General features: G+C 53.9%; 24 protein-coding genes. 6 read left to right on the top strand and 18 right to left on the bottom strand.

What is annotated here, in order from left to right:
• Positions 1–294: 294 nt before the first annotated feature.
• Entirely contained in the window at positions 295–558 is a 264-nt protein-coding gene (locus CIK94_RS13925) for a hypothetical protein (protein ID WP_144008227.1), read from the top strand.
• 127 nt (positions 559–685) lie between these two features.
• Here CIK94_RS13925 and CIK94_RS01525 read toward each other — a convergent pair whose 3' ends face one another.
• From CIK94_RS01525 to aroQ, 8 genes are all read right to left on the bottom strand, one after another.
• Complete coding sequence (locus tag CIK94_RS01525; protein ID WP_144008228.1) at positions 686–1,051, bottom strand: metallophosphoesterase; 366 nt, start codon at positions 1,049–1,051, stop codon at positions 686–688.
• 213 nt (positions 1,052–1,264) lie between these two features.
• Positions 1,265–1,840 (bottom strand): hypothetical protein, encoded by a 576-nt coding sequence (locus CIK94_RS01520; RefSeq protein ID WP_254046118.1) that lies wholly within the window; start codon positions 1,838–1,840, stop codon positions 1,265–1,267.
• On the bottom strand, positions 1,837–2,256 hold the full coding sequence (locus tag CIK94_RS14700; RefSeq protein ID WP_254046117.1) for an ORF6N domain-containing protein: 420 nt from the start codon (positions 2,254–2,256) through the stop codon (positions 1,837–1,839). Before CIK94_RS14700 ends, CIK94_RS01520 begins: the two co-directional genes overlap by 4 nt.
• A gap of 110 nt (positions 2,257–2,366) precedes the next feature.
• Complete coding sequence (locus CIK94_RS01515) at positions 2,367–3,008, bottom strand: YwqG family protein (RefSeq protein WP_094420910.1); 642 nt, start codon at positions 3,006–3,008, stop codon at positions 2,367–2,369.
• 32 nt (positions 3,009–3,040) lie between these two features.
• Positions 3,041–4,771, bottom strand: a complete 1,731-nt coding sequence (locus CIK94_RS01510; protein WP_094420908.1) for an MAG1210 family protein — start codon at positions 4,769–4,771, stop codon at positions 3,041–3,043.
• A 10-nt stretch (positions 4,772–4,781) separates the two neighbouring features.
• The gene (locus CIK94_RS01505) at positions 4,782–5,531 is read right to left on the bottom strand and encodes a LemA family protein (RefSeq protein WP_022310915.1); all 750 of its coding nucleotides are present in this window, start codon (positions 5,529–5,531) and stop codon (positions 4,782–4,784) included.
• 157 nt (positions 5,532–5,688) lie between these two features.
• Positions 5,689–6,315, bottom strand: coding sequence for an O-methyltransferase (locus tag CIK94_RS01500; RefSeq protein ID WP_094389270.1), 627 nt, complete (start codon positions 6,313–6,315; stop codon positions 5,689–5,691).
• A complete protein-coding gene (aroQ, locus tag CIK94_RS01495; RefSeq protein ID WP_022310917.1) occupies positions 6,312–6,731 on the bottom strand; it encodes a type II 3-dehydroquinate dehydratase in 420 nt (139 codons plus the stop codon). The genes CIK94_RS01500 and aroQ overlap by 4 nt, the downstream gene beginning before the upstream one ends.
• A 214-nt stretch (positions 6,732–6,945) precedes the next feature.
• Between aroQ and CIK94_RS01490 the strand changes: the two genes are divergently transcribed.
• The 3 genes from CIK94_RS01490 (at position 6,946) to CIK94_RS01480 (ending at position 9,571) form a co-directional block, all read left to right on the top strand.
• Positions 6,946–7,857 (top strand): site-specific tyrosine recombinase, encoded by a 912-nt coding sequence (locus tag CIK94_RS01490; RefSeq protein WP_094420921.1) that lies wholly within the window; start codon positions 6,946–6,948, stop codon positions 7,855–7,857.
• Complete coding sequence (locus CIK94_RS01485) at positions 7,858–8,763, top strand: YafY family protein (RefSeq protein WP_094420905.1); 906 nt, start codon at positions 7,858–7,860, stop codon at positions 8,761–8,763.
• 157 nt (positions 8,764–8,920) lie between these two features.
• Positions 8,921–9,571: a PrsW family intramembrane metalloprotease gene (locus tag CIK94_RS01480; protein ID WP_158216492.1), complete on the top strand. Its 651-nt coding sequence runs from the start codon at positions 8,921–8,923 to the stop codon at positions 9,569–9,571.
• A gap of 58 nt (positions 9,572–9,629) precedes the next feature.
• On the opposite strand, the gene CIK94_RS13920 is transcribed toward CIK94_RS01480, so the two are convergent.
• On the bottom strand, positions 9,630–9,947 hold the full coding sequence (locus tag CIK94_RS13920) for a hypothetical protein (RefSeq protein WP_144008261.1): 318 nt from the start codon (positions 9,945–9,947) through the stop codon (positions 9,630–9,632).
• Between the two features lie 26 nt (positions 9,948–9,973).
• Between CIK94_RS13920 and CIK94_RS13915 the strand changes: the two genes are divergently transcribed.
• Positions 9,974–10,204, top strand: coding sequence for a hypothetical protein (locus tag CIK94_RS13915; RefSeq protein ID WP_144008260.1), 231 nt, complete (start codon positions 9,974–9,976; stop codon positions 10,202–10,204).
• Between the two features lie 368 nt (positions 10,205–10,572).
• Complete coding sequence (nadA, locus tag CIK94_RS01470; RefSeq protein ID WP_094420919.1) at positions 10,573–11,559, top strand: quinolinate synthase NadA; 987 nt, start codon at positions 10,573–10,575, stop codon at positions 11,557–11,559.
• A 118-nt stretch (positions 11,560–11,677) separates the two neighbouring features.
• Here nadA and CIK94_RS01465 read toward each other — a convergent pair whose 3' ends face one another.
• The 9 genes from CIK94_RS01465 to CIK94_RS01430 form a co-directional block, all read right to left on the bottom strand.
• Complete coding sequence (locus CIK94_RS01465; protein WP_094389267.1) at positions 11,678–12,685, bottom strand: acyltransferase; 1,008 nt, start codon at positions 12,683–12,685, stop codon at positions 11,678–11,680.
• A gap of 7 nt (positions 12,686–12,692) precedes the next feature.
• Entirely contained in the window at positions 12,693–14,684 is a 1,992-nt protein-coding gene (locus CIK94_RS01460) for a two-component regulator propeller domain-containing protein (RefSeq protein ID WP_094420899.1), read from the bottom strand.
• Positions 14,685–14,706: 22 nt separating this feature from the next.
• Positions 14,707–15,345 carry a non-canonical purine NTP diphosphatase gene (locus CIK94_RS01455; RefSeq protein WP_254046119.1) on the bottom strand — a complete coding sequence of 213 codons (639 nt, stop codon included), beginning with the start codon at positions 15,343–15,345 and terminating at the stop codon, positions 14,707–14,709.
• A 5-nt stretch (positions 15,346–15,350) separates the two neighbouring features.
• Positions 15,351–16,358 carry a YitT family protein gene (locus tag CIK94_RS01450; protein WP_094420895.1) on the bottom strand — a complete coding sequence of 336 codons (1,008 nt, stop codon included), beginning with the start codon at positions 16,356–16,358 and terminating at the stop codon, positions 15,351–15,353.
• 135 nt (positions 16,359–16,493) lie between these two features.
• On the bottom strand, positions 16,494–19,343 hold the full coding sequence (gene leuS, locus CIK94_RS01445; RefSeq protein WP_094420893.1) for a leucine--tRNA ligase: 2,850 nt from the start codon (positions 19,341–19,343) through the stop codon (positions 16,494–16,496).
• 18 nt (positions 19,344–19,361) lie between these two features.
• Positions 19,362–20,852, bottom strand: a complete 1,491-nt coding sequence (gene cysS, locus CIK94_RS01440) for a cysteine--tRNA ligase (RefSeq protein ID WP_094389264.1) — start codon at positions 20,850–20,852, stop codon at positions 19,362–19,364.
• Positions 20,853–20,955: 103 nt separating this feature from the next.
• Complete coding sequence (locus tag CIK94_RS14275) at positions 20,956–21,120, bottom strand: hypothetical protein (RefSeq protein ID WP_158216491.1); 165 nt, start codon at positions 21,118–21,120, stop codon at positions 20,956–20,958.
• A 9-nt stretch (positions 21,121–21,129) separates the two neighbouring features.
• Positions 21,130–21,405, bottom strand: coding sequence for a hypothetical protein (locus tag CIK94_RS01435; RefSeq protein ID WP_094420890.1), 276 nt, complete (start codon positions 21,403–21,405; stop codon positions 21,130–21,132).
• A 183-nt stretch (positions 21,406–21,588) separates the two neighbouring features.
• Positions 21,589–23,022 (bottom strand): ATP-binding protein, encoded by a 1,434-nt coding sequence (locus CIK94_RS01430; RefSeq protein ID WP_094420888.1) that lies wholly within the window; start codon positions 23,020–23,022, stop codon positions 21,589–21,591.
• Positions 23,023–23,137 lie beyond the last annotated feature (115 nt).

Genomic DNA, 23,137 nt, shown 5'->3' with positions numbered 1-23,137 from the left:
ACCCCCAAAACAGGCCGGTCAAAGCAGTTTGGGGGATTTTTTATTATTTTATGCAAAGATACAAAATTCTTATAACACTGACAATTAGATCGTTAGGTTGTTTTTGACTGATTTACGAGCATCCCTAAAGTATACAATTTGCACTGAAAACAATTATGATTTTAGTATCTTTACACTCAAATTATAATGGGCTACCCCTCCCATAGTTAAGCAAGAACATTAAAACAGTATATAGCAAAGAAAGTAAATCAAAAAACCGAAGTAGTTCGAGAAGAAATGCTTGATTTTCAGACTATGACAGATACCTATAATAATCAAGAGAAACAATTGGTAGAAGAACAAGCCCCTATTAATAAGTGGGACAAATCTGTACCAGTAGAAGAAAACCCTTATTATTGGAAAGGTGATCCTATTCGCGGCTTTCTATCTCATAATAGCAGTCATTTGCCTTGTTCCAATGCGGGCTGCCACATCCATAGTCAATATCATGGCCTTGCACATAAACAGGGATGTGCATGGAAAGCACCACAGGAAGTCCCCTTTCCACCTGCTTCTTGAAGAACTTCAGTTGCTCTTCTGTGATTTCAAAGAGAGAACTGTCAATCGTGACAAAAATGATTCCGTTAATGACCTGAGCAGAATAGAGAGGATTCTGGCCTTGGTAGAGAGGCTTCAGGTTGGCCTGCTACCATTTCTCCCTTTGGGCAAAGGACGTTCCTGGTTCGCCCTCATAATGCCAATCATGATTGCCTGCCGTATAAGTCCAATTCAGCCCCGAAGCATCCAGCATGGCTTTGAGATGCTCTACAGAAGCCAGCGAGGGGAAGTTGACAATGTCGCCTCCCAATATGACCAGCGCAGCCTGTTCCTTTTTTGCTTTATCCAACGAACGCAAAAGAGCCCGTTCCCGCCCATTGCTTTTGCCATAATTCTGAGGTTGAACAGCAGCTCCACCCATCCGTCGGGTGTTATCATAGAACTCACGTCCCCGTTCATCCTCAATAGTAAAATGCGTGTCAGCCAAGAACATTACCGTAAAAGTCTTCTCCATGCCTCTCAGATAATAATACACATAGCCGTCCTGAACCGTAATGCTCTCCAACTTCGAACTACGCACTTTACCTTGAGCGCCTGTCAAAAGGCAAGCCACAAGAGAGAGAATACACACCAATGCTCTTTTTATAATTTTCTGTTTTACGTTTGACTTTCGTATATCAAAGATTTCTATCTGCTGTTTCCGTTCTGTTGTAAAGTCGAATTCTGCCTACCTTAACAATGACATTATCGTGTCGGGCTTCATCTCCAGCCTTGTTATGGCACAAAGGCTTGTGCCCATGTCCTTTATGCTGGCACCCATGAGATACACATCATCATCTATAATAAGGAAACGGTCGTGGGATTTGTGAGGCGTCTGCACAAACTCAATCGGCTCGTATTGCCCGTTGTGCTTCTCCAGATCCAACAGGAATTGCTGTGTGTAGCGAGAGTGGATGGTTGCCGAAACCCCTTCAGCCCTCTTGGTCAACAGCAGGAGCACTCTTTCGTCCACAAAGTTATCAATAAGGATGATGCGTTGCTTGGCACTACGAACCAGCTGGGACACATAGCTCCAAGCGTCCCACACGCAACCTGTGGCGAAGACTTGTTCAGGAGTGATGGCAGGAGCAAGCTCGTCCATACGCTTCAGCACCTGTTCCATCTTCTGGTCAGTCAGCATCTGATGATGTTCCAGCCTCTCTATGCGCTGAAACATACCGGCATTGGCCGAGAGGAAGCGACGCATGGCTACGAAAGCACGCATGATGCGGATATTCACCTCTATAGCATATTCACTCCTCAAGATACCCGACAACTGGGAGACTCCCTGCTCAGTAAAGACAAAAGGAAGATACTTTGAATGCTGCCCCCGCTCTCTATGGTGCCATTTTGGCACCTTAAAGATTCATACTCTTCTGATGTCAGTTCAAACATGAAGTCGTCGGGGAAACGTTCTATATTACGCTTCACCTGACGTTTCAACTGTTTGGTTTCCACACCATACATGGCTGCAAGGTCAGCATCGACCATTACATTTACCCCTCGTATAGTATAAATATGAGAACGCACATAGTCCATGCTGAGCCGGTCACCGCATGTCATCACCTTCACCACCTCTGCCTGTCCATCCACAGGAGCACTATTTGTGGCCTTGCATTCTGTATCGCAGACATCACCATTAGCGACCTCCGCATGAGATGTTATATCTTTCTTTGCCATTATTTCCCAACTTTATTGCAAAGATAACACTTTTAATCCACACCTGTCAGCGGACGGGGAGGAAAAAATGGTTCACTATATAACACCCTCTTGTCTTATGTCTGCGTATCTCAGGTAGACAGCACTATGGCGCGCACGCGGTCGAAGCGGCGGGCGGCGAGGTCGGCAGGGTCTATCAGGAAGTCGAGCACGCCGCAGTCCATGAAGTTGAGCGCAAAGTCACTGCCCTCACACGAGTCTATCTGCAGGAGTATCTGCCAGTCCTCGTAGGGATGGTCCCAGGTCTCCCACTCACGGTAGGTAGGCTCGGCCATCACAAAGTGGTCTTCCATACTCTCCTCCATCGTACACTCAATCTTCATCTCATGAAACGCCATGGGGATATCATCGTCGTCGATGAGCACCACCTGCTCCATGTCGCGGGTATCTTCAAAGTAGAAGACCCTCACATCGTCGGTATCGCTGATGGCGCTGCCTATGCTGTCGGTGTCAAAGTAGTTGCCCGTGTAGTGGTCTATCTTGGCAAAAAACGACAGCAGTCCCTTGTGGGGCAGCACCCCTTCGGCGTCCATCTGGGCCAGCTCGCTCAGGTTCAGCTGGCACACAAACACATAGGGCACGTCGTCGCCCTCAAAGTCCTTGTACATGGGATAGTCAAATCCGCGTGGAAGGTCGGGGTTGCCCCAGAAGCGCGATGCGCCGATGGGCAAGGCTTGGTCAACGGTAGATAATTTGAGTCTTACAGGTTTCATTGCGCGTATAATATAATAAGGTGAAACTTGGGTTATATCTTCGAGGCGATGTGCCGACGGTAGACAGACATGCCAGCACGGTCGAGCACCTGGGCTATGTGGTCCAAACGCTGGCGCTGGGTGGTGGCAGGGTCTTCGCTGCTGTTGTCTTCCTGCATGTGCATGCTGCCCTGACCCGTCACGGGCAGATATTCGTCCCAGTAGACAGGCACCTGATGGGTGCGACCGTCGCCGCCCCACTTGCTCACATAGGTCACGCGCTTCTCTACGCGGTAGCCATGGGCAAAGACGGTGACGCGGGTATTGCCGTCGGCCTCGCTCTTGGACTGGGTCTTCAGGATGCAGTCGGTCACACAGCGAGGATGCTTGAAGCGGTCCTGACCCCAGAAGTTGGCCAGCGCCTCGTGCTCCCAGAAGGCGCTGCGGCGCTGCATATCGCGGCCATAGATGTCTTGCTGCGAGCGTATCTGCTGATACATAGGCACACAGAGCAGCGGAGCCAGACAGAAATAGATGGCACGGAAGTAGCCGGCATTGAGGGTGTAGAAGTCGCGCTCGGCCTGGTCGTAGTTGTAGTTGTGATACCTGCGGGGGTCCATGTCGAGGTCCATGCTCTGGATATGGTCAGAGATGATGGTATTGATCATGCAGTTTTTGCCGAAATCGAAATCATCACCATATCCCACCTCCTGGTCTCTGAGCAGCTTGAGCATGCTGGACTGGGCGAGAGGCGTGAAAAGCATCGCATATTGCTGGTTGTTGTTGCGGTTGCTGGTGTCAAAGGCCACCTCAAACTCCTCATTGGTGAGCATGGCAAAGTCGCTGTTGTCCAGGTCGCGTGCCTTGTTTCTCAGTTTGCGCCGCTTCCACTTGTAGGAGAGCGAGCCCTCGCGGTTGGCCATACCGCTCTGCTGGCGGTAGAACTTCAGGTCGGGGGCAGCTGTGTTGCCATAGATGAGACGGGTCTTCTCGTAGTATTCGGGATAGGGCGCGGTGACGGTGGCTATGAGAGTCTCAGAGTGGTGCACGGTTTGCATCTTGCCGTCCGACCCTCGCTCACGGGTGGTCCAGTGTATGGTCTTCGAGCCCTGATAGGTCTTGCTGCCCATCTCCATCTTGCGCGTACGGCAGAGCACAAAGGGGTTGCCGTTGATGAGACCGGAGTGGGAGTAGATGACCGAGCGCTCCTTGTTGAACGAGCCGTCCCAGCCATATATCTCCTGCAGGTCGGCGAGCCGCTGGGTGGTGAAGTAAGGGTCAAACTCCAGTCTGGGCACCGTCTGGGTCATCATGCGCATCAGCACATCCCAGTCGTAGAGCCGGTTGAGGGGCTCCATCTGGCGCCACGCCTCAGCCTTGTACTGCTCAGCCTTGTCCTGCAGATTGTCGCGCTCGTCCTTCAGCTGCGACAGTCGGGGATGCACCTTGGCCAGCAGCAGTATCAATGCCACCACCATGGCCAGACCTATGCCCACCACATACCACGAGTCTATCACCTGCCACTGGGAGTAGAGCACCCATCCGCCTACGGCCAGTCCGCACCAGAGGACGACGCATAAGAAGGTGGTCCAGTTGATGCTCGACTTCACCGAACCCAGTTCGTCCTCGGTCATATCCAGCAGACGACAGGTCTCACGGTTGGCAGCCACGTTCACATTGGCCTCGCGGGCGAGCTGGGCAAAGGTCTCCTTGGCTACCTGCTCAAAGCGCGGACGGAACTTGCCTGCATACTCGTCCAGGGGGTCATAGATATCCTCTGTCATAGCCCCCGGCTTAGAAGAACTTGCTGCGGGCCATCTCGCGGGTCTCTGCCGACGCGGTGAAAGGTATACGTGTGGTATATCCCTGTCGTGCAGCCACTATCATCTTGGTAGGCCAGGAGAAGAGGTCGGTGTTCCACTGGGTCACACGGCTGTTGTAGACCGTGCGGGCAGCCGTAATCTCACGCTGCAGATAGTTGTTCTGCTGCATGGCGTCGGCTATGGCCTGGTGGGCCTTCAAGTCGGGATAAGCCTCAACCTGGGGGAAGAGACGGCCACAAGCCATATTGAGCTGGCTGTTGACGTCGCTGCGGTTGGCCTCGTTTACCTTGCCGCCACGCAGGGCAGCCACGGCCTTCATCACGTCCTTGTCCAGGTCTATGGCGCGGTTTACCAGTCCCACCACGTTCTGCAGTATCTGCACGCGCTGCTCCAGATAGTTGTCTATATTGGACGCCTCGGCCTGGATGCGCTGCTCGAGCTTGAGAAAATAGTTGCGCGCCGAAATCTTCATGAAGATGAATACCACTCCTGGCAGCACGCCTGCCACGCAGCCGCCGATGGCCACGGTGGTGGGGTCGGCCAGCTGGTCGCCCATAGCCAGCACGTAGATGAGGGTGAGCAGCGGGAGGGTCACCCACAAGGCTATCTCGAAGAGGGTGGAACGGAAAGTGATGGTCACTGGGAGCTGACGGTCTATCACATGTACATCACGGCCATTGTCGTTGACCGGACCTTGGGTCTCGTCTAATAAGTTTGCCATAATCGTTGAAGGTTATTTAATGATTTTAATTTACGGTTTCTATACCTTATATAATATATTCACTCCTTGATTTCGGTAGATAACAGTTGCAAATATAGCTCTAATCGCCCATAATACAAAAAAAATCGGTCGATTTCGTTCCGGCGGCGCCGTTTTTCTACTTCTTGCGGATGATGGTGAGTCCGTCGCGTATGGGCAGAATGACCTTTTCCACACGGGTGTCGCGGGCTATATAGTCGTTGAAGGTGTCTATGCCGTGGGTCTGGCTGTCTTTGGCGTAGGCGGGGTCTACCACATGTCCGTCCCACAGGGTATTGTCGGCGATGATGTAGCCGCCCTGCCTGATGATGGGCAGCAGCGTGTCGAAGGTCTCGCGGTAGGTGCGCTTGTCGCCGTCGACAAAGGCCATGTCGAACATGATGCCCAGTCGGGGTGCCTCGACATTGGCGTCGCCTATGCGGAAGTCTATGCGGTCGGCCACGGGCGACCCTTCTATCCACTTTCGGGTGAAGTCTTCCATCTCGTCGTTGATTTCAAAGGTATATACCTTGCCGCCCTCGCCCAGTCCCTCTGCCATGCAGATGGCGCTGTAGCCGCTGAATGTGCCCACCTCAAGTATGCGCTGCGGGCGTATCATCTCTACGAGCATCTTGAGCAGACGGCCCTGGAGATGGCCCGAGGCCATGCGGCCGTGCACGGTATGGATGTTGGTGGCACGCCAGAGGCGGTAGAGATAGTCTCCCTCAGGGTCTATATGCTGTCGGATATACTGGTCTATGGTCATTTGGCTTTCAAGGCTTCGATGGCGAGACGATAGGAGTCGAGTCCGAACCCTGCTATCACTCCCCGGCAGGCTGAAGATATCATGGAGTGGTGGCGGAACTCTTCGCGCTGGTGTACATTGCTGATATGCACCTCGACGACGGGTGCCTGGATGGAGCGGATGCAGTCGTGCAGAGCCACACTGGTGTGGGTATAGGCGCCGGCATTGAGCACGATGCCGTCACAGTCGAAGCCCACTTCCTGCATACGGTCTATGAGATAGCCCTCGACATTGCTCTGATAGTAGTCTATCTCTATCTCGGGATAGAGGGTACGCAGATGGGCAAGATAGTCGTCAAAGGAGTCGTGGCCGTAGATGCCTGGCTCTCTGATACCGAGCAGATTGAGGTTGGGGCCATTGATAATTTGTATTTTCATCGTCGTAGCGTATTGGGGGATGATGCTTTTTTTAGAAAAAACCGTTTGATTTGTTTTGACACCATCCCAATTCGTATTAACTTTGTAAACGGCATAGCCGCAAGGCCGTATGCTTGTTGCAAAATTAGCTTAAATCGGGCTAAGTACAAAATAAATCATCCGCTTTTTTCATGTACCACGCCCCATATTGATGCCCATACCTATGACAGAAGACATGCACAGCGCCACTCCAGCTTCGGGCTCACTGACAAGGGCCTATGCCAGGTATCTCAAACTGGAGAAGAACTACTCGCCCAACACCGTGGCTGCCTATCTCACCGATATCGGCCACCTGGTCACCTTCAGCCATGAGCGGGGGGTGAGCATCGACCGCATCGAGCTCTCCGACCTGCAGCAGTTTGTCTGCACGCTGAGAGACATGGGCATCGGGCCGGCGTCGCAGGCAAGGATGATTAGCGGACTGCGCTCGTTCTACAGGTTCATGCTCGTCGACGGACGCATGGACAACGACCCCACCGAGCTGCTCGAGTCGCCGCAGACGGGAGAGCGGCTGCCCGAGGTGCTCACGCCCGAAGAAGTAGACAGGATGAAGGCAAGCATAGACCTGAGCACCGCCGAGGGACAGCGCAACCGGGCCATCATCGAGGTGCTCTTCTCCTGCGGACTGCGCGTGAGCGAACTGGTCAACATGAAGCTATCGGCGATATATGCCGAGGAGCGGTTTGTGCGCATCATGGGCAAGGGTAGCAAGGAGCGGCTGGTGCCCATCTCCGACACGGCGCTCCACGAGCTCGGGCTGTGGTATGCCGACCGCTGCCATCTACGCATCAAGCCCGGCGAAGAAGACTATGTGTTTCTCTCACGGCGCGGCAGCCATCTCACCCGCATCATGGTGTTCTACATCATACGCCAGGCGGCACTCGCGGCAGGTATCCACAAGCCCATTTCGCCCCACACGCTGCGCCACAGCTTTGCCACAGCGCTGCTCAAGGGAGGGGCCGACCTGAGAGCCATCCAGGCCATGCTGGGACATGAGAATATTGCCACCACCGAAATCTATACGCACATCGACACCACCACCCTGCGTGAACAGATACTCAACCATCACCCCCGAAACATCAAGTAAATGAGACACGACAAACTGCAGCGCGAACTCGACCTGCTGCTACTGATGACCGAGAACAAGAACTACACCGCCGCACAGCTCTGCGACCGTGTAGGTATCTCGCTGCGCAATCTGTATTACTACTTCGACTTCTTCCGCGATGCCGGTTTCAGACTCGTCAAGTCGGGCACCTACTACAGGCTCGACCGCCACTCGCCCTTCTTCCGCAAACTCCACGAGAGCATAGACTTCACCGAGCAGGAGGCTGTGCTGCTGAGACGGCTCATCAGCGGCACCGACGACAACAATGCCCTCGCCGAAAGCATACGCCATAAGCTCGACAAGTTCTACGACCTGCGCATACTCACCGACATTACCGCCAACCAGCAGCTCTCCCACAATATAGACAGGCTCTACGAAGCCATCAAGTTCAAGCAGATGGTCAAGATATGCAACTACTCGTCGCCCCACAGCCAGACTGTGACCGACCGCATAGTAGAACCCTTCGCCTTCATGAACGACAATATGGACGTGCGCTGCTACGAACTCAGCACCGGCCTCAACAAGACCTTCAAGATAGCCCGCATGGGCGACGTGGAAATCATTGACATGCTGTGGAGCTACGAAGACCGCCACCGGCAGATGTTTACCGACGCGTTCATGTTCTGTGCCGAAGAGCGCCAACCGGTCAGCATGATACTGGGGCAGCTCTCTGCCAATCTGCTGCGCGAAGAGGTGCCCCGCGCCGCAGACTGTATGACACCTCATGATGAGCGACACTTCAGGCTCGACCTCGACGTATGCAGCTACATTGGTATAGGCCGCTTTGTGTTAGGTCTCTACGACGACATCGATGTGCTGGGCAACGACGAGTTCAAGGAATATCTGCGCCAGCACATAGAGCGCATGTACAGCAAGAGCCACTGACGACCGGGAGGCAATCCCCACTCTCTCTGCCATGCTACGCAGAGATATCCTAATAACCGATAAAGAGTCAACCTATCCATAAACCGTTAATACATCAATCTGTTTATTTATGCTCAATGTCTTAGTAATATTAGCTGCCATCGCGCCAGTAGCAGTTGTGATTTGGTACATCTACCGTAAAGACCGCAAGCAACCCGAACCCACAAAGTTGCTCATAAAGGCATTCATCTATGGCATATTCTCGGCACTGCTTACTCTGATGATAGTCATACCATTTGAAGCAATTACCGAATTTGCCAATGACGAGGTTTCAAACATAGGCAGCGCCATATTCAATGCCTTCTTTATGGCTGCGATACCAGAAGAGGTGGCTAAGTTGGTGATGCTGTGGCTGCTGTTGAGAAACAACCCATACTTCGACGAGCACTTCGACGGCATCGTATATGCCGTATGTATAGGTATGGGATTTGCTGCTATCGAGAATGTTCTCTACCTTTTCGACAACTACGAATCATGGATAAGCGTCGGTATAGCGAGAGCCTTGTTTGCCGTTCCAGGTCATTTCCTCGATGCAGTCATCATGGGATTCTATTACTCACTATGGCATTTCCGAATCGTGCGCAACTGGCAGACATGCGCATTGATACTCGTCGGTCCTATTTTGGCCCACGGTATATACGACAGCATAGTATTCTCCATGAATATAGACGACTCATTAAGCGGCATTCTCCTCGTGTTGTTCCTCCTGTTTCTCAACAAACTCAAGAATATATGCAAAAAGCACATCGCTGATTTGGTAAACCACTAAGGTAACAATGACTATAACAATATGAGCACACATTATAATCTCGAGCGTTTCTCCTAAATCACAATTCAGCATCTGCGTCCTTGTGTAAGATGCTATGACAGTTGGAGAAAGGAGTCACCCGGATATCGCCTATACTGATGCTTTCGGCGATGACATCCGACGGCTTATGCTTCCAGACCCTCATCCTGTCGACCAACCTGCATTTGCTCTCGGCCTCTTCGCGATGGCGCAAAGCATCGCTGCGCTCTTGCGGGTCACATTCCCGTGCAAGGAGTTCATGGGCTTTAAGGTCTGCAGCCTGACGGATGACATCATAATAGATGAAGGTATCTGCAAATATACTGGCAATTATCTGGATTTCAACATTCTTACCCAAGTTATTTTTATAGGATGGCAAACACAGTGACCATAGATAGCCATCCCGAGACCACCTTTGGCGATGAGTATCGGAAGGCGCGGATGCTCGTATCGGATGAAACGCAGATACGTATCGGAAGATACGGAAGTCCGTACCTTCCGATACGAGCCGACAAACATCATCCCGGCGTCGGCAGAGATAGTTATGCGATGACCGGTGGTGTCTTCACTATATATTTCATATATAGCTATATACACCGACAGCGCTGTGGATAACCATGTGGATAACCTATGTATAACCGCGTGCATAACCTATGCAGATATCCACACTATAGGGGTGTGCGGAGCTCAGGGTGGGATATCCACAGAGAAATTAGACAGTTTTCAGCAAGTTTTCCATACTTTTATATGGTCAAAAGATATAAACTTATTAACTTTGCAAGATATACGCAGATGGTGTATAACTACATTTACTGTTGTCATTCAGCCGATTAATATTAGACACAGATGTGTATAAGTGACTACCAAATGTGTATAATGCAAATCTGCAAACAATAAGGCTATAAGTTATCCACTTTTCCACAGTGTATTTAATTATAGTTTAAGAATAAGGAAATAAGATATAAATAAAAAATATAATAATGATGGTGAACAAAGAGTGGATTGACAAGGGTTGTATAGACGAACCTGTCGAGCAAGGTCTGAATCTCAAACAGGAGATACGCCGCATGTGTAAGGAGAAGGATGCCATCATCCTGGCACATTATTATACAGTAGGCGAGATACAGGAGATAGCCGACTTTGTGGGCGACTCGTTGGCTCTGGCGCGTAAGGCGGCAGAGACCGATGCCAAGGTGATGGTGATGTGTGGCGTACACTTTATGGCAGAGACTTGCAAACTGCTCTCGCCCGAAAAGACAGTGATATGCCCCGACCTCACGGCTGGCTGCTCGCTCGCCGACAGTTGCAAGGCAGAAGACCTGAAGAAGTTCAAGGACGAGCATCCGGGCTATAAAGTGGTGTCGTATGTCAATACCACGGCTGCCGTCAAGGCGCTCACCGACTGTGTGGTGACCAGCGGCAATGCCAAGAAGGTGATAGACGCCTTCCCAAAGGACGAGAAGATTATCTTCGGACCCGACTACAATCTGGGCAACTATATCAACAGCGTCACCGGTCGCCAGATGCTGCTCTGGAATGGTGGCTGCCACGTGCATGAGAAGTTCTCTGTCGACGCCATCGTGCGTCTCAAGGCCGAGCACCCCGACGCCGTGGTTATGGCCCACCTCGAGTGCAAGGCTCCGGTGCTGGCTGTCGCCGATGTCAAGGGCAGCACAGCCACCATGCTCACTTACGCCCAGCAGAGCGACAAGCAGGAGTTTATCGTGGCCACCGAGGCTGGCATTCTGCACGAGCTCGAGCGCACCTGTCCCGACAAGCGCTTCTACCCTGTTCCGCCCGAGATGAGCGAGGGTGTGGGCTGCAGCTGCAACGAGTGCGAATACATGAAGAAGAATACGCTGCTCAAAATCTATAACTCTCTGCGCTACGGATGGCCTACGGTAGAGATAGACCCAGCCATCGCGCGCGACGCCGTCAAGCCCATCGAGAAGATGCTCTCGCTGAGCTGATGCAGCCAGTCACGCTGGGAGACAAAAGATGCGCCAGAATAGCTCATAAGGGCTGTTCTGGCGCATCTCCATTATATAGGTGGTAGTGGAACTGTACAGGTGGTAGACCGAATGCCACTCACGCCTTGATGCCCAAGCATAGGCGTACAAGGCGGTAAGGCTGTCGCTGTGCCAACCGCGCCACGAGGGTGGGCAGATAGATGCCTGCAAGGATATTGAGGGCATAGAAGACCAGGAAAAGGCGCTCGTCGTAGAAGAGACGCTTCCACAGCACCAGCTCAACAAATGCCTGGAAAAACAGCGACATGAGATAAATCTGGTAGATATAGTCGCGGAAACTGCCGAAGAGGCCCGGCAGACGGCGCGCCACGCTCTGCCCCACAGCCACGCACATCACGATGCCTGCAATGGATGTGGCGAGTCCGCCCACGACGCAGTAGGACGCGGCATAGACCGCCACAGTCGCCACGGCAACCAGCGGACTGTCGGTGAAACGGTAGAGACGGTATCTGAAGAAGAAGATGCCGAAGTAGAAATAGACCAGATAGCGGTGCAGGTGATTGATGTAGAACACGTCGGGCAGCACGCTCTCCAAGTCGGCATGATAGATGCCCACGCTGAAGAGCAGCATCGCCACCGAGGCAGTGTGGTTGCGGCATACCGCCACAAAGAGGGGATAGAGCGCCATGAGCATGAGCAGCGTGGCGAGAAACCACAGATGGGCCGAGGGATGCCCTGTAAATCGGTAGAAGCACTCGGCATAGTAGGAGAGCGATAGGGGCACGGGCGTCTTGGCCCAGGCGCCAGCCAGGAGCTTGAACAGATAGTAGAAGGTGACGAAGAAGACAAAGGGGATGGCTATGCGCCGCAGCTTGTCGGCATAGAGTGCCCGGGTGGTCCACTCGCGGCGTATGCGGCTCAGGTAGAGCAGCCCGCCCGAGGTGAAGATGAAGAAGGGCATGCGTATGGGAGTGAAAATGGTGGGCAGGGTGGTGCAGAGACTGTGGTTCTCGCCAGTGGCCATGTCGACCAGCTGCACATGAAACATCACCACCAGCACGATGCTCAGCCCGCGCATCAGGCTCAGCCACTCCAGTCGTTCAGAAGGATGGTTGCTCGGCGGCATAGACACCTCAGTTTACTATGGCTATCTTGCACACGGTGCCCTTGCTGCCGTCGGCAGTGGCAGTCTGCACCATATACACTCCGCTCGCCACGCGGCGACCCTTGAGGTCGCATCCGTTCCACTCGAAGGTACCGCCATTGCTGCGGCCCTGGGCTACGAGCGTGCCCGAGGCGGTGACTATCTTGACATCGGCATTGTAGCTCAGCCCCACGATGGTGATGGGGCCGGTATAGTCGGGGTTCACGGGGTTGGGATAGGCATAGGTGTTGTCCTTGTTCATCTCGTCCACAGGCTCGGTGGCTCCGCTGCTGTAGGAGCAGAGTCCCTTGTCGGTGCCGATAAACACCTCGCCGGTGGCGGGATTGATGGCCATCGCCTGGATATTGTCAGAGAGCAGCTTGCTGTTGGTCTCGGTGAAGTGGGCTATCTGGGTCATGCAGTCGGCACTGATGAGATAGATGCCGTTGCCGTAGGTGCCCATCCACTTGCGTCCGCCGCCGTCGATGACGATGCACGAGATGTTGACGCCATCGAGCAGATAGTCGGCATAGTTGGTGCCATCGTTGCGGGGCACCTTGACCTGCTCGAATACGGGCGACTGCGAGGTTATCTCGCTGGGCGAGAGTCGCAGAGGGCCCACATTGGTGCCTATCCACATCTGATGGTCCTTGTCTTCGGCCACGCAGTGTACGTATTCCACGTTGACCGTGGTGCCGTCTTGGTTGATGAAGGAGGTATAGCTGTTGATGGCATCGCTCGAGGGCTGGTAGCAGAAGAGGCCGGTCTTCTTCCAGCTGTCGTTGACAAACCACATGAGGTTGCGGCTGTCGAAGGTGATGTTGCGCAGATTGGTCAGCGACTTCAGAGGTTCCTTGTAGAGTGATATCCACTGTCCGTCGGTGCCCAGACGTATGATGTTCTTCTCCTTGTTGATGCTGTTGAGTGCCCAGAGATTGCCCTCGGTGTCGAACTTGACATCATGCACCACCACATACATCTTGTCGTCGGGATAGGTGGGCGAGAGGGCGCTGTTGTCATAACTGTAGTGACGCACAAACCGCCGGTCGCTGAACTCGTAGATACCCGTACGGCCCGAGACAAACACGTGGTTGGCATCGCGTGGGTCTACATCGATGGCATTGATGTCTTCAAAGTAGCCGTCGCCCAGTATACTGTTGATATCATCCTGATAGACCTCCCAGTTGCTGCCGTCGTAGACCTGGATGCCACCAGGCAGATGCAGGTCCTGGCTCACGGTGTAGCCTCCCCCCACGGTGTAGAGACGGCCGTCATAGAAGCGCAGACAGCCGAAGTTGTTGTACTTGAGTCCGCCACGGTCCAGGTCTTTCACCATGTCGAGCAGCTTGCTGTCGGGCGTCTCCCAGATGTCGCTGTAAGCCCGGGCGTAGGTCCAGTTGGCTGGGTCCATCATGTTGGTGCCGAGAGCGGCGCGGTAGATGCCCTTGCCGCGCTGGGCAGCATAGAGATAGCCGCTTTCTACATAGCTGTATGCCACGGGGGTATGCAGATTGTAGGTCTCGCTGACCTCGGCGTTCTTCACATTGACCTTGACGATGCCGAAACCGGTGGAGAGATAGGCGTAGACGCCGTCGATACATACGTGGTTGATGGTCTTGTCCTCGGTCATGCTCTTGCGGTAGTAGTCGGGCAGATTGGTGATGTCGTCGTTGTTGCGCCCGCTCATCAGGTCGATGTTCTGGTTGCTGTAGACGATAACCAGCCTTGCTGCCTGCTGGCACCAGGCGATGTGGCTGATGGCGCAGTCGCTCAGTCCGTTGCACTTGTCAAAGGTGCGCACCTCGCCGTCGGCGGTATTGTAGGTGAAGAGATTGCCCGAGGCAAGCACATAGAGTCTCTTGCCGCCCTGCTCTATCTGGGTGATGTCGTGATAGGCCATATATGCCTTCCACAGACTGTTGTCGGCATGGGCGAAGACTGCCGCGATGGCAAGGAGCATGGTGAGGATATAGCGTTTCATAACCGAGAGTGTCGAGGGTGAGTTACTGTTTGAGATAATCGGCGAGTTTGGCCACGGCTCTGGCGCGGTGTGATATGCGGTTCTTGACCTCGTCGCCCAGGGCGGCAAAGCTCTCGTCGTAGCCTTCGGGGACGAAGATGGGGTCGTAGCCGAAACCGCTGCTGCCCTGCTTCTCCTTGGCGATGGTGCCGCGCACGATGCCTTCGAAGAGGGTGTAGTCGGCTATGTCGCTCTTGCGGGCCAGACAGATGACGGTGCGGAACTGCGCCCTGCGGTCGTCTTTGTCCTTGAGTCGGGCGAGCAGCTTCTGCATGTTGGCCTCTGAGTCGTGGTCGGTGCCGTTGGCATAGCGCGCCGAGTGTACGCCGGGTTCGCCGCCGAGGGCAGTGACCTCCAGACCAGTATCGTCGGCAAAGCAGTCGTAGCCGTAGTGCTCGGCTATGTAGCGTGCCTTCTGGATGGCGTTGCCCTCCAGGGTATTGGCGGTCTCGGGTATGTCTACGTGGCAATCGATGTCCCGGAGCGACAGTACCTTGAACCTGTCGCCGAGGATGGCACGTATCTCGTCGAGCTTGTGTGAGTTGTTGGTGGCAAAGACTATCGCCCTGCCCTGCTGCTCCACCTCGGCAGCGCTGTGGGCGGTGTGTGATGATGGGTTCATATCATTCATTTTCTTGTTGCTGCTGTTGCAGTTCTTGCTGGTGCTGTTGTATTATCTTGTTGCTGCTGTTGCAGTTCTTGCTCGTGTTCCTTATTCTTCTTGATCTTGACTTTGATGGGGTCAAAGCCCTCGCCATAGACACCGATGACGCTGCTCTGGCTGACGAAGGCGCGTGGGTCTATCATCTTGATGAGTCGGAAGATGAGCACACTCTCGCGCTTCTTGGCCAGGAGACAGATGACCTTCATCTCCTTGCCCGTATACCATCCGTGACCGTCGAGGATGGTCAGCGTGTGGTCGGTCTTGCGCGTGATGGCTTCGGCTATCTTCTTGTAGTCCTTGGAGAAAATCATAAACTGTACCGACTGGCGCTGTACGTTCATCACGTAGTCTATCATCGTACACTCGATGACCATCGTGCATAGACCGAAGACCACCATCTGGCATCGCTGTGGAAACTCACCAAAGGTATCGATGGCAAGACAGCTGCTGATGATGACGAGGTCGACCATGATGAGTCCCTTGCCGAGCGAGACATTGAAGTGCTTGTTGACTACAGCGGCAATGATGTCGGTGCCGCCGGTGCTGCCGTTGTTCAGGAAGACTATGGCAAGTGCCGTACCGGTGAGCATACAGCCGATGATGAGCGACATGAAATCGTTGCCTTCGCCCATGAGCTTGTAGAACGTGCCGTCGGGCTGTTCCACTACCTTCTGAGCCAGGTCGAGCATCACGGTTATCACCACCGTGGCATAGATGGTCTTGGTGAGAAACTTGATGCCCAGCTCCTTCAGTGCCGCCACGATGAGCAGGGCGTTGATGATGAAGAATGTCCACTGCACAGGGAACTTGGTGGCATAGAAGATGATGGCTCCGATACCCGCGATGCCTCCGGTCACGATTTGATAGGGAAGCAGGAATACGGTGAAACCGAAGGTGTAGAGCATGAGTCCGAGGGTGATGTTGAAGTAGTCCTTCGTCTCCTGCCAGATCATATTACGGTCGATTGTCATAGGAGTTATAGTTGCATTGTTGTTTACTGTTTGTCTCTAAGCAAAAGAAGTCGTCGTCTTGCACACGCCGGGTTGTGGTGTGTGCAAGCGGCAACTTCCTCTGATGTAGTATTCTTGGTGTGCGTTGCCGCCCGATTACTTCACGACGACATTCACAATCTTCTTGGGCACTACGATTACCTTCACCACCTGCTTGCCGTCGATATACTTCTGGCTCAGCTCGTCGGCGAGCACTGCCTGCTGTATGGCGTCGTTGGTGGCATCGGCGGCAAACTTCTTCTGGAAGCGGGCCTTGCCGTTGAAGGAGATGGTGAGCTGCACCTCGCTCTCTACCAGGTATTGCTCGTTGCATACGGGCCACTGGGCGTCGCATACGCTGCCCTTCATGTTGAGCCGGCTCCACAGTTCTTCGGCGATATGGGGCGCGAAGGGAGCGATGAGCACGGTCAGGATGGTGAGCAGCTCGCGGTTGTAGCACTTCTGCTGTCCCAGCTCGTTGACGCAAATCATAAAGGCAGAGATGGCAGTGTTGTATGAGAAGTTTTCGATGTCGGCGGTCACCTTCTTGATGAGCTTGTGCACACTCTTAAGGCTCTCTTTTGAGGGCTCGTCGTCGTTGACGCGGAACTCGTCGGTGCGGGGGTCGAAGTAGAGGTTCCACAGCTTCTTGAGGAAGCGGTGGCAGCCGTCGATACCATTGGTATCCCAAGGCTTGCTCTGCTCTACAGGGCCGAGGAACATCTCGTAGAGACGCAGCGTGTCGGCACCGTACTGCTCGACGATCATGTCGGGGTTGACCACATTGAACATGGACTTCGACATCTTCTCTATGGCCCATCCGCAGACGTACTTGCCGTCTTCGAGCACAAACTCGGCGTTGGCAAACTCGGGGCGCCATGCCTTGAAGGCTTCGGTGTCGAGCACGTCGCCATGCACGATGTTGACATCGACGTGGATAGGTGTGACGTCATACTGGTCCTTCAGGCCGAGCGACACAAAGCGCGGAGCGGCACTGTGGTCGTCGTTGTTGATGCGGTATACGAAGTTGGAGCGACCCTGTATCATACCCTGGTTGATGAGTTTCTGATAGGGCTCTTCCTTGCAGGTCACATTGTAGTCGTGCAGGAACTTGTTCCAGAAGCGCGAGTAGATGAGGTGGCCTGTGGCGTGCTCGGTACCACCCACATAGAGGTCCACATTCTGCCAGTAGTCGTTGGCTTCACGGCTTACCAGCTCGTGGTCGTTGTGGGGATCCATGTAGCGCAGATAGTAGGCGCTCGAACCGGCAAATCCGGGCATGGTGTAGAGCTCGATGGGAAATACGGTCTTGCCATCGATGAGCTCCTTGTCTACCACCTGGTTGTTCTGGGTGTCCCAAGCCCATTTTCTGGCGCGTCCCAATGGAGGCTCGCCGCTCTCGGTGGGCTCGTACTTGTCTATCTCGGGCAGCTCGATGGGCAGATACTGCTCGGGTATCATGTAGGGCATGTCGTCCTTATAGTACACGGGGAAGGGTTCGCCCCAGTAGCGCTGGCGAGAGAAGATGGCGTCGCGCAGACGGTAGTTGACCTTGACGCGGCCCAGTCCCTTTTCGGTCACATAGCGCTTGGTGGCAGCGATGGCCTCCTTGACAGTGAGTCCGTTGAGCGAGAACTCGGTCTGCTTGCCCTCTACGGGCGAGTTGCACACGATGCCCTCCTTGGCGTCGTAGCTCTGCTCGCTCACGTCGGCACCCTCTATCAGCGGGATGATGGGCAGCGAGAAGTGCTTGGCAAAGGCGTAGTCGCGAGAGTCGTGGGCGGGAACTGCCATGATGGCGCCGGTGCCATAGCCCGCCAGCACATACTCAGAAACCCAGATGGGCAGAGCGTCGCCTGTCAATGGGTTGATGGCATACGAACCGGTAAACACGCCAGTGACCTTGCGGTCTGACATACGCTCCAGTTCGGTGCGCTTCTTCACATAGGCGAGATACTCCTCGACCTCGGCCTGCTGCTCGGGGGTGGTCACTTGGGCCACATATTCGCTCTCGGGAGCAAGCACCATAAAGGTGACGCCAAACATGGTGTCGGCACGGGTGGTGAAGATGGTGAAGCGTACATTGCTGTCCTTGACGCTGAACTGGACTTCGGTTCCTTCCGAACGGCCTATCCAGTTGCGCTGCGTTTCCTTCATCGAGTCGGTCCAGTCTACAGTCTCCAGACCGTCGAGCAGACGCTGGGCGTAGGCCGACACGCGCAGACACCACTGGCGCATCTTCTTCTGTACCACGGGATAGCCGCCGCGCACGCTCACACCCTCTACCACCTCGTCGTTGGCCAGCACGGTGCCCAGTCCGGCACACCAGTTGACCATAGTCTCGCCCAGGTAGGCTATGCGGTAGTTCATGAGCGTCTTCTGCTGCTCGTGCTCGTTCATGCTCTTCCAGTCGCGGGCAGAGAAGACAAGCTCTTCAGAGCAGGCCACATCCATGCCCAGTGTGCCGTTGTCCTCGAAGTGCTCGATGAGCTTGCTGATGGGCTGGGCCTTCTGCAGGGTGTTGGAGTAGTAAGAGTTGAACATCTTCTCAAAGGCCCACTGGGTCCAGTGGTAATATCCGGGGTCGCAGGTGCGCACCTCGCGGTCCCAGTCGAAGCAGAAACCTATCTTGTCGAGCTGCTGGCGGTAGCGGGCAATATTGTTGACGGTCGTGATGGCAGGATGCTGACCCGTCTGGATGGCATACTGCTCGGCGGGCAGACCATAGGCGTCGTAGCCCATAGGGTTGAGCACGTTGAAGCCCTGCAGACGCTTGTAGCGGGCAAAAATGTCGGAGGCGATATAGCCCAAGGGATGACCCACGTGGAGTCCGGCGCCCGAGGGATAGGGGAACATGTTGAGTACATAGAACTTCTTGCGGTTCTCGTCCTCAGTTACCTTGTAGGTGTTCATCTCCACCCAGTTTTTCTGCCACTTCTGCTCTATTTCTCTGAAGTTATATTCCATGTCGTTATCCAGTTTGTGTTACTTGTTCAGTTTCCAGGTCACACCGTCTTTGGTGTCTTTGATTTCAAAACCGTCGGCGGCAAGCTCGTCGCGTATTTTGTCGCTCGTGGCCCAGTCCTTATCGGCCTTGGCCTTGGCGCGCAGCTCGAGCACCATGTCGACCACCTTGCCATAGGCTTCCTCGCGGGCATCGTTGTTCATACCCTTCTCGCTCTTCAGACCCAGCAGGTCGAAGGCAAACAGCTGCATCGTAGACGAGAGCTCGGCGAGGTCGTCGGCAGAGATGGTAGCCTTGTGGTCGATGAGGGTATTGATGACGTGGCAAGCCTCGAAGAGATAGCTTATCACGAGGGGAGTCATGAAGTCGTCGTTCATGGCGTCGTAGCACTTCTGGCGCAGCGCAGCCACAAACTTGTGGGTCTCGGCGTCGCTCTCCTTGCCAGCCTGGATGCGCTCCATATCGGTAATGCCGTTGATGAGTCGCTCCAGACCCTTCTCCGAAGCCTTCAGAGCCTCGTTGGAGAAGTCTACAGTGCCACGATAGTGGGCAGAGAGGATAAAGAAGCGGATGGTCATGGGCGAGTAGGCCTGGTCGAGCGAAGCGTGGTCGCCGGTGAAGAACTGCTCGAGGGTGATGAAGTTGCCCAGCGACTTGCCCATCTTCTGGCCATTGATGGTAATCATGTTGTTGTGCATCCAGTAGTGCACCATCTGGTCGCCCTGACTGGCCACAGCCTGGGCTATCTCACACTCGTGGTGGGGGAAGATGAGGTCCATGCCGCCACCGTGGATGTCGAAGTGGTCGCCCAGATACTTGCGGCCCATGGCGGTACACTCGCAGTGCCAGCCGGGGAAACCGTCGCTCCAGGGACTGGGCCAGCGCATGATATGCTCGGGCTGGGCCTTCTTCCACAGGGCAAAGTCCACCTGGTTGTGCTTCTCGTCGGTGCCGGCGAGGTCGCGCGAGTGGTTGATGACATCCTCCAGATTGCGGCCCGAGAGGATGCCGTATTTATGGTCTTTGTTGTATTTCTCTACATCGAAGTACACAGAGCCGTTGCTCACGTAGGCATAGCCGTTGTCAAGAATCTGCTGCACCAGCTGCTCCTGCTCGATGATATGGCCCGTGGCGTGGGGCTCGATCGAGGGGGGAAGCACGTTGAGCATATCCATAGCCTGGTGGTAGCGGTTGGTATAGTGCTGGGCTATCTCCATAGGCTCGAGCTGCTCCAGTCGGGCCTTCTTCTCTATCTTGTCGTCGCCCTCATCGGCGTCGTGCTCCAGATGGCCCACGTCGGTGATGTTGCGCACATAGCGCACCTTGTAGCCCAGATGCTTCAGGTATCTGAAGAGGATATCAAACGTGATGGCGGGGCGGGCGTGGCCCAGATGGGGGTCGCCATATACGGTGGGGCCGCACACATACATGCCCACGTTGGGGGCATGCAAAGGCTTGAAGGCCTCCTTCTTGCGCGTCAGCGTGTTATAAATCAATAATGTTTGTTCCATTTTAGCTAAAATATTGTTGACTGCAAAGTTACTGATAAATGCCGATAAATACGAATAAACTCCCCTATAATTTAATAAGGTGTACCGCATAAGCGCAATTCCCCTACCCCACAGCCGCCCTCATAGCCATCCCGCTGCGCACCACATCCCTCACGCCTGCCGTGCCCACCACTCCGCTGCGCACCACATATCTCCCGCTGCGCACCACATATCCCTCGCTGCGCATCCCCATCGTGCCCCTGTCGTGCCCATCCGCTCTGCTTGCCATGCTCTTCATTCAACTTACTGTGCCAATCATCCAGCTGCGCGCACCGACCCTGCCACTATCCATTCCATTCCCTCCACTATGCGCACTGACCGTACCTCCATCCATCCCATCCGTACCGCTGCTCGCACCGAACTTGTCCGTCGTTATGATATCAGTACCACTGCACATACCAACCATCCCCGTAGGTGTGCCCACCACTCCGCAGCGCACCCCATCCCTCACGCCTGCAGTGCCCACCACCCCGCTGCGCACCTCTTTAATCTTGTTTCCGCGCTTTATTTTCACTAATTAAGGGCATGATATCATCATAGCGAACACAGATATCCATATTTCGCGCCCCGATTTCCCCACCAAGCAGCTCTCCACCTCTCCCGAAACAAGGGAAAAAACGAAAAAAGTGGCGATAACGTGCGAAAAGGGTACTTTTTAGCTGCCTTTTCGCACACTATCGCCACTTTTTAGACCATTTCAGTCGTTGTCAAACATATCGTTCATATCCAGTTTCACCGTCATTTGGTCGCTGTAAGCTCCTTGCGTCATGCCAAACGTGGTTATCATAGTGGGTATAATCGACTTGTGGGTTTCGGTCTCTGCACGGAAAGTGTCGCGGCGGTGCATGATTCGCAGATATTCGTCCTTGTCCAGAGTGTATAGTGCCTCACTGTATTTGACTTCACACAGATTAATCATGCTGTCGGCCCTGTCGATGATGATATCTATCTGTGCTGCATCTTTACTCTTTCTGCTGCGCCATGAGTAGTATTCGGTGGCTACGCTTGCGATGCCCAGTGCCCTCTTTATCTGTGGTATATGGGCTTTGCATATACGCTCATAGGCGAGCCCGTACCATGTATTCACTTCGGGCGTGCCCACATGCTGGCTCCAGTAGTGCTGGTTGGTGTGGCCTTTGGTCACAAAAGTATTGTAGAAGATGGTGTAGAAGTCTGTGAGCTGATAGAGGGCCGAGTTGGTGTTGATCTTCTTCTCTCTGACATTGTTTTTGGAAATGAAGTCACAGTACACCAGGTCGTTGAGCATATCCCCTAACCTTCCGTTGTTGCTTTGCTTCAGTTCTTTGGCCATCTGAGCGCGCGTCATGCCCTGCGGATGCTTGGCGAGGATATTGATGATTTCCACATAGGGTGTGCTGTTGCGAAACAACGAGGCAAAGAGGCGTCTGTATTCTTTGGCCAGCTCTGCATTCTCCCCGAAGAAGAGTCTGTCGATGCCTATTGCCGGACTCTCGTTCTTCTCAAAGAGGCTCATGTAGTAAGGCACACCGCCCACAGCCATGTAAGCCTGCATGATGCTCAGTCGCTGCCATGGAAATCCATTGGTATGGAAGTATTCTTCGGTTTCGGCAAGGGTGAAGGGATGCAAGGGCATCTCATGGGTAATCCGGTCGTGCAGGCCGCCATGATTGTCTATCACATTGCGCACCATCCACGATGTGGCGCTGCCACATATAATCAGCATAATCTCTGATTGCCAGTTGGCCCAACTGTTCCAGAAATGCCCAAGGGCGTTTACAAAACCGGCTTTGGGCGTGTCGAGACACGGGAGTTCGTCGATAAATATCAGGCAGCGCCTTCCGGGCGTTATCTTCTCGGCAAGCAGCTGGCGCAGAGCCACAAAGGCATCCATCCAGTTGGTGTTCTTCCTTCCTTTATATCCATTCAACTTCATTGCAGCATGAAAAGCGGTCATCTGTTCGGCCTTGCTGCCTTCCAGCACGCCCGTCATGTCAAAGTCAAACTGTCCATTGAAGCGCTGACGGATAAGAAAAGTCTTTCCCACACGTCTTCTGCCATAGAGAGCCACAAACTCGGCTTTGCCCGAATGGTAGTATCTATCCAGCAGGGCAAGCTCCTTTTTTCTACCGATAATCTTGACTGTCGCCATATTACTCGTTTTAGGTTAAAACTATGTTTCTGACGGTGCTAAGTTACGTAAAAAAAACGAAAAAAGTGGCGATAGTGTGCGAAAAGGGTACTTTTTTGATGTCTTTTCGCACACT

The sequence above is a fragment of the Prevotella sp. P4-51 genome (assembly GCF_002251455.1).
GTDB lineage: Bacteria > Bacteroidota > Bacteroidia > Bacteroidales > Bacteroidaceae > Prevotella.
The sequence above is the reverse complement of the archived record's forward strand: the minus strand, read 5'-3'. Positions and strand labels throughout refer to the sequence as shown.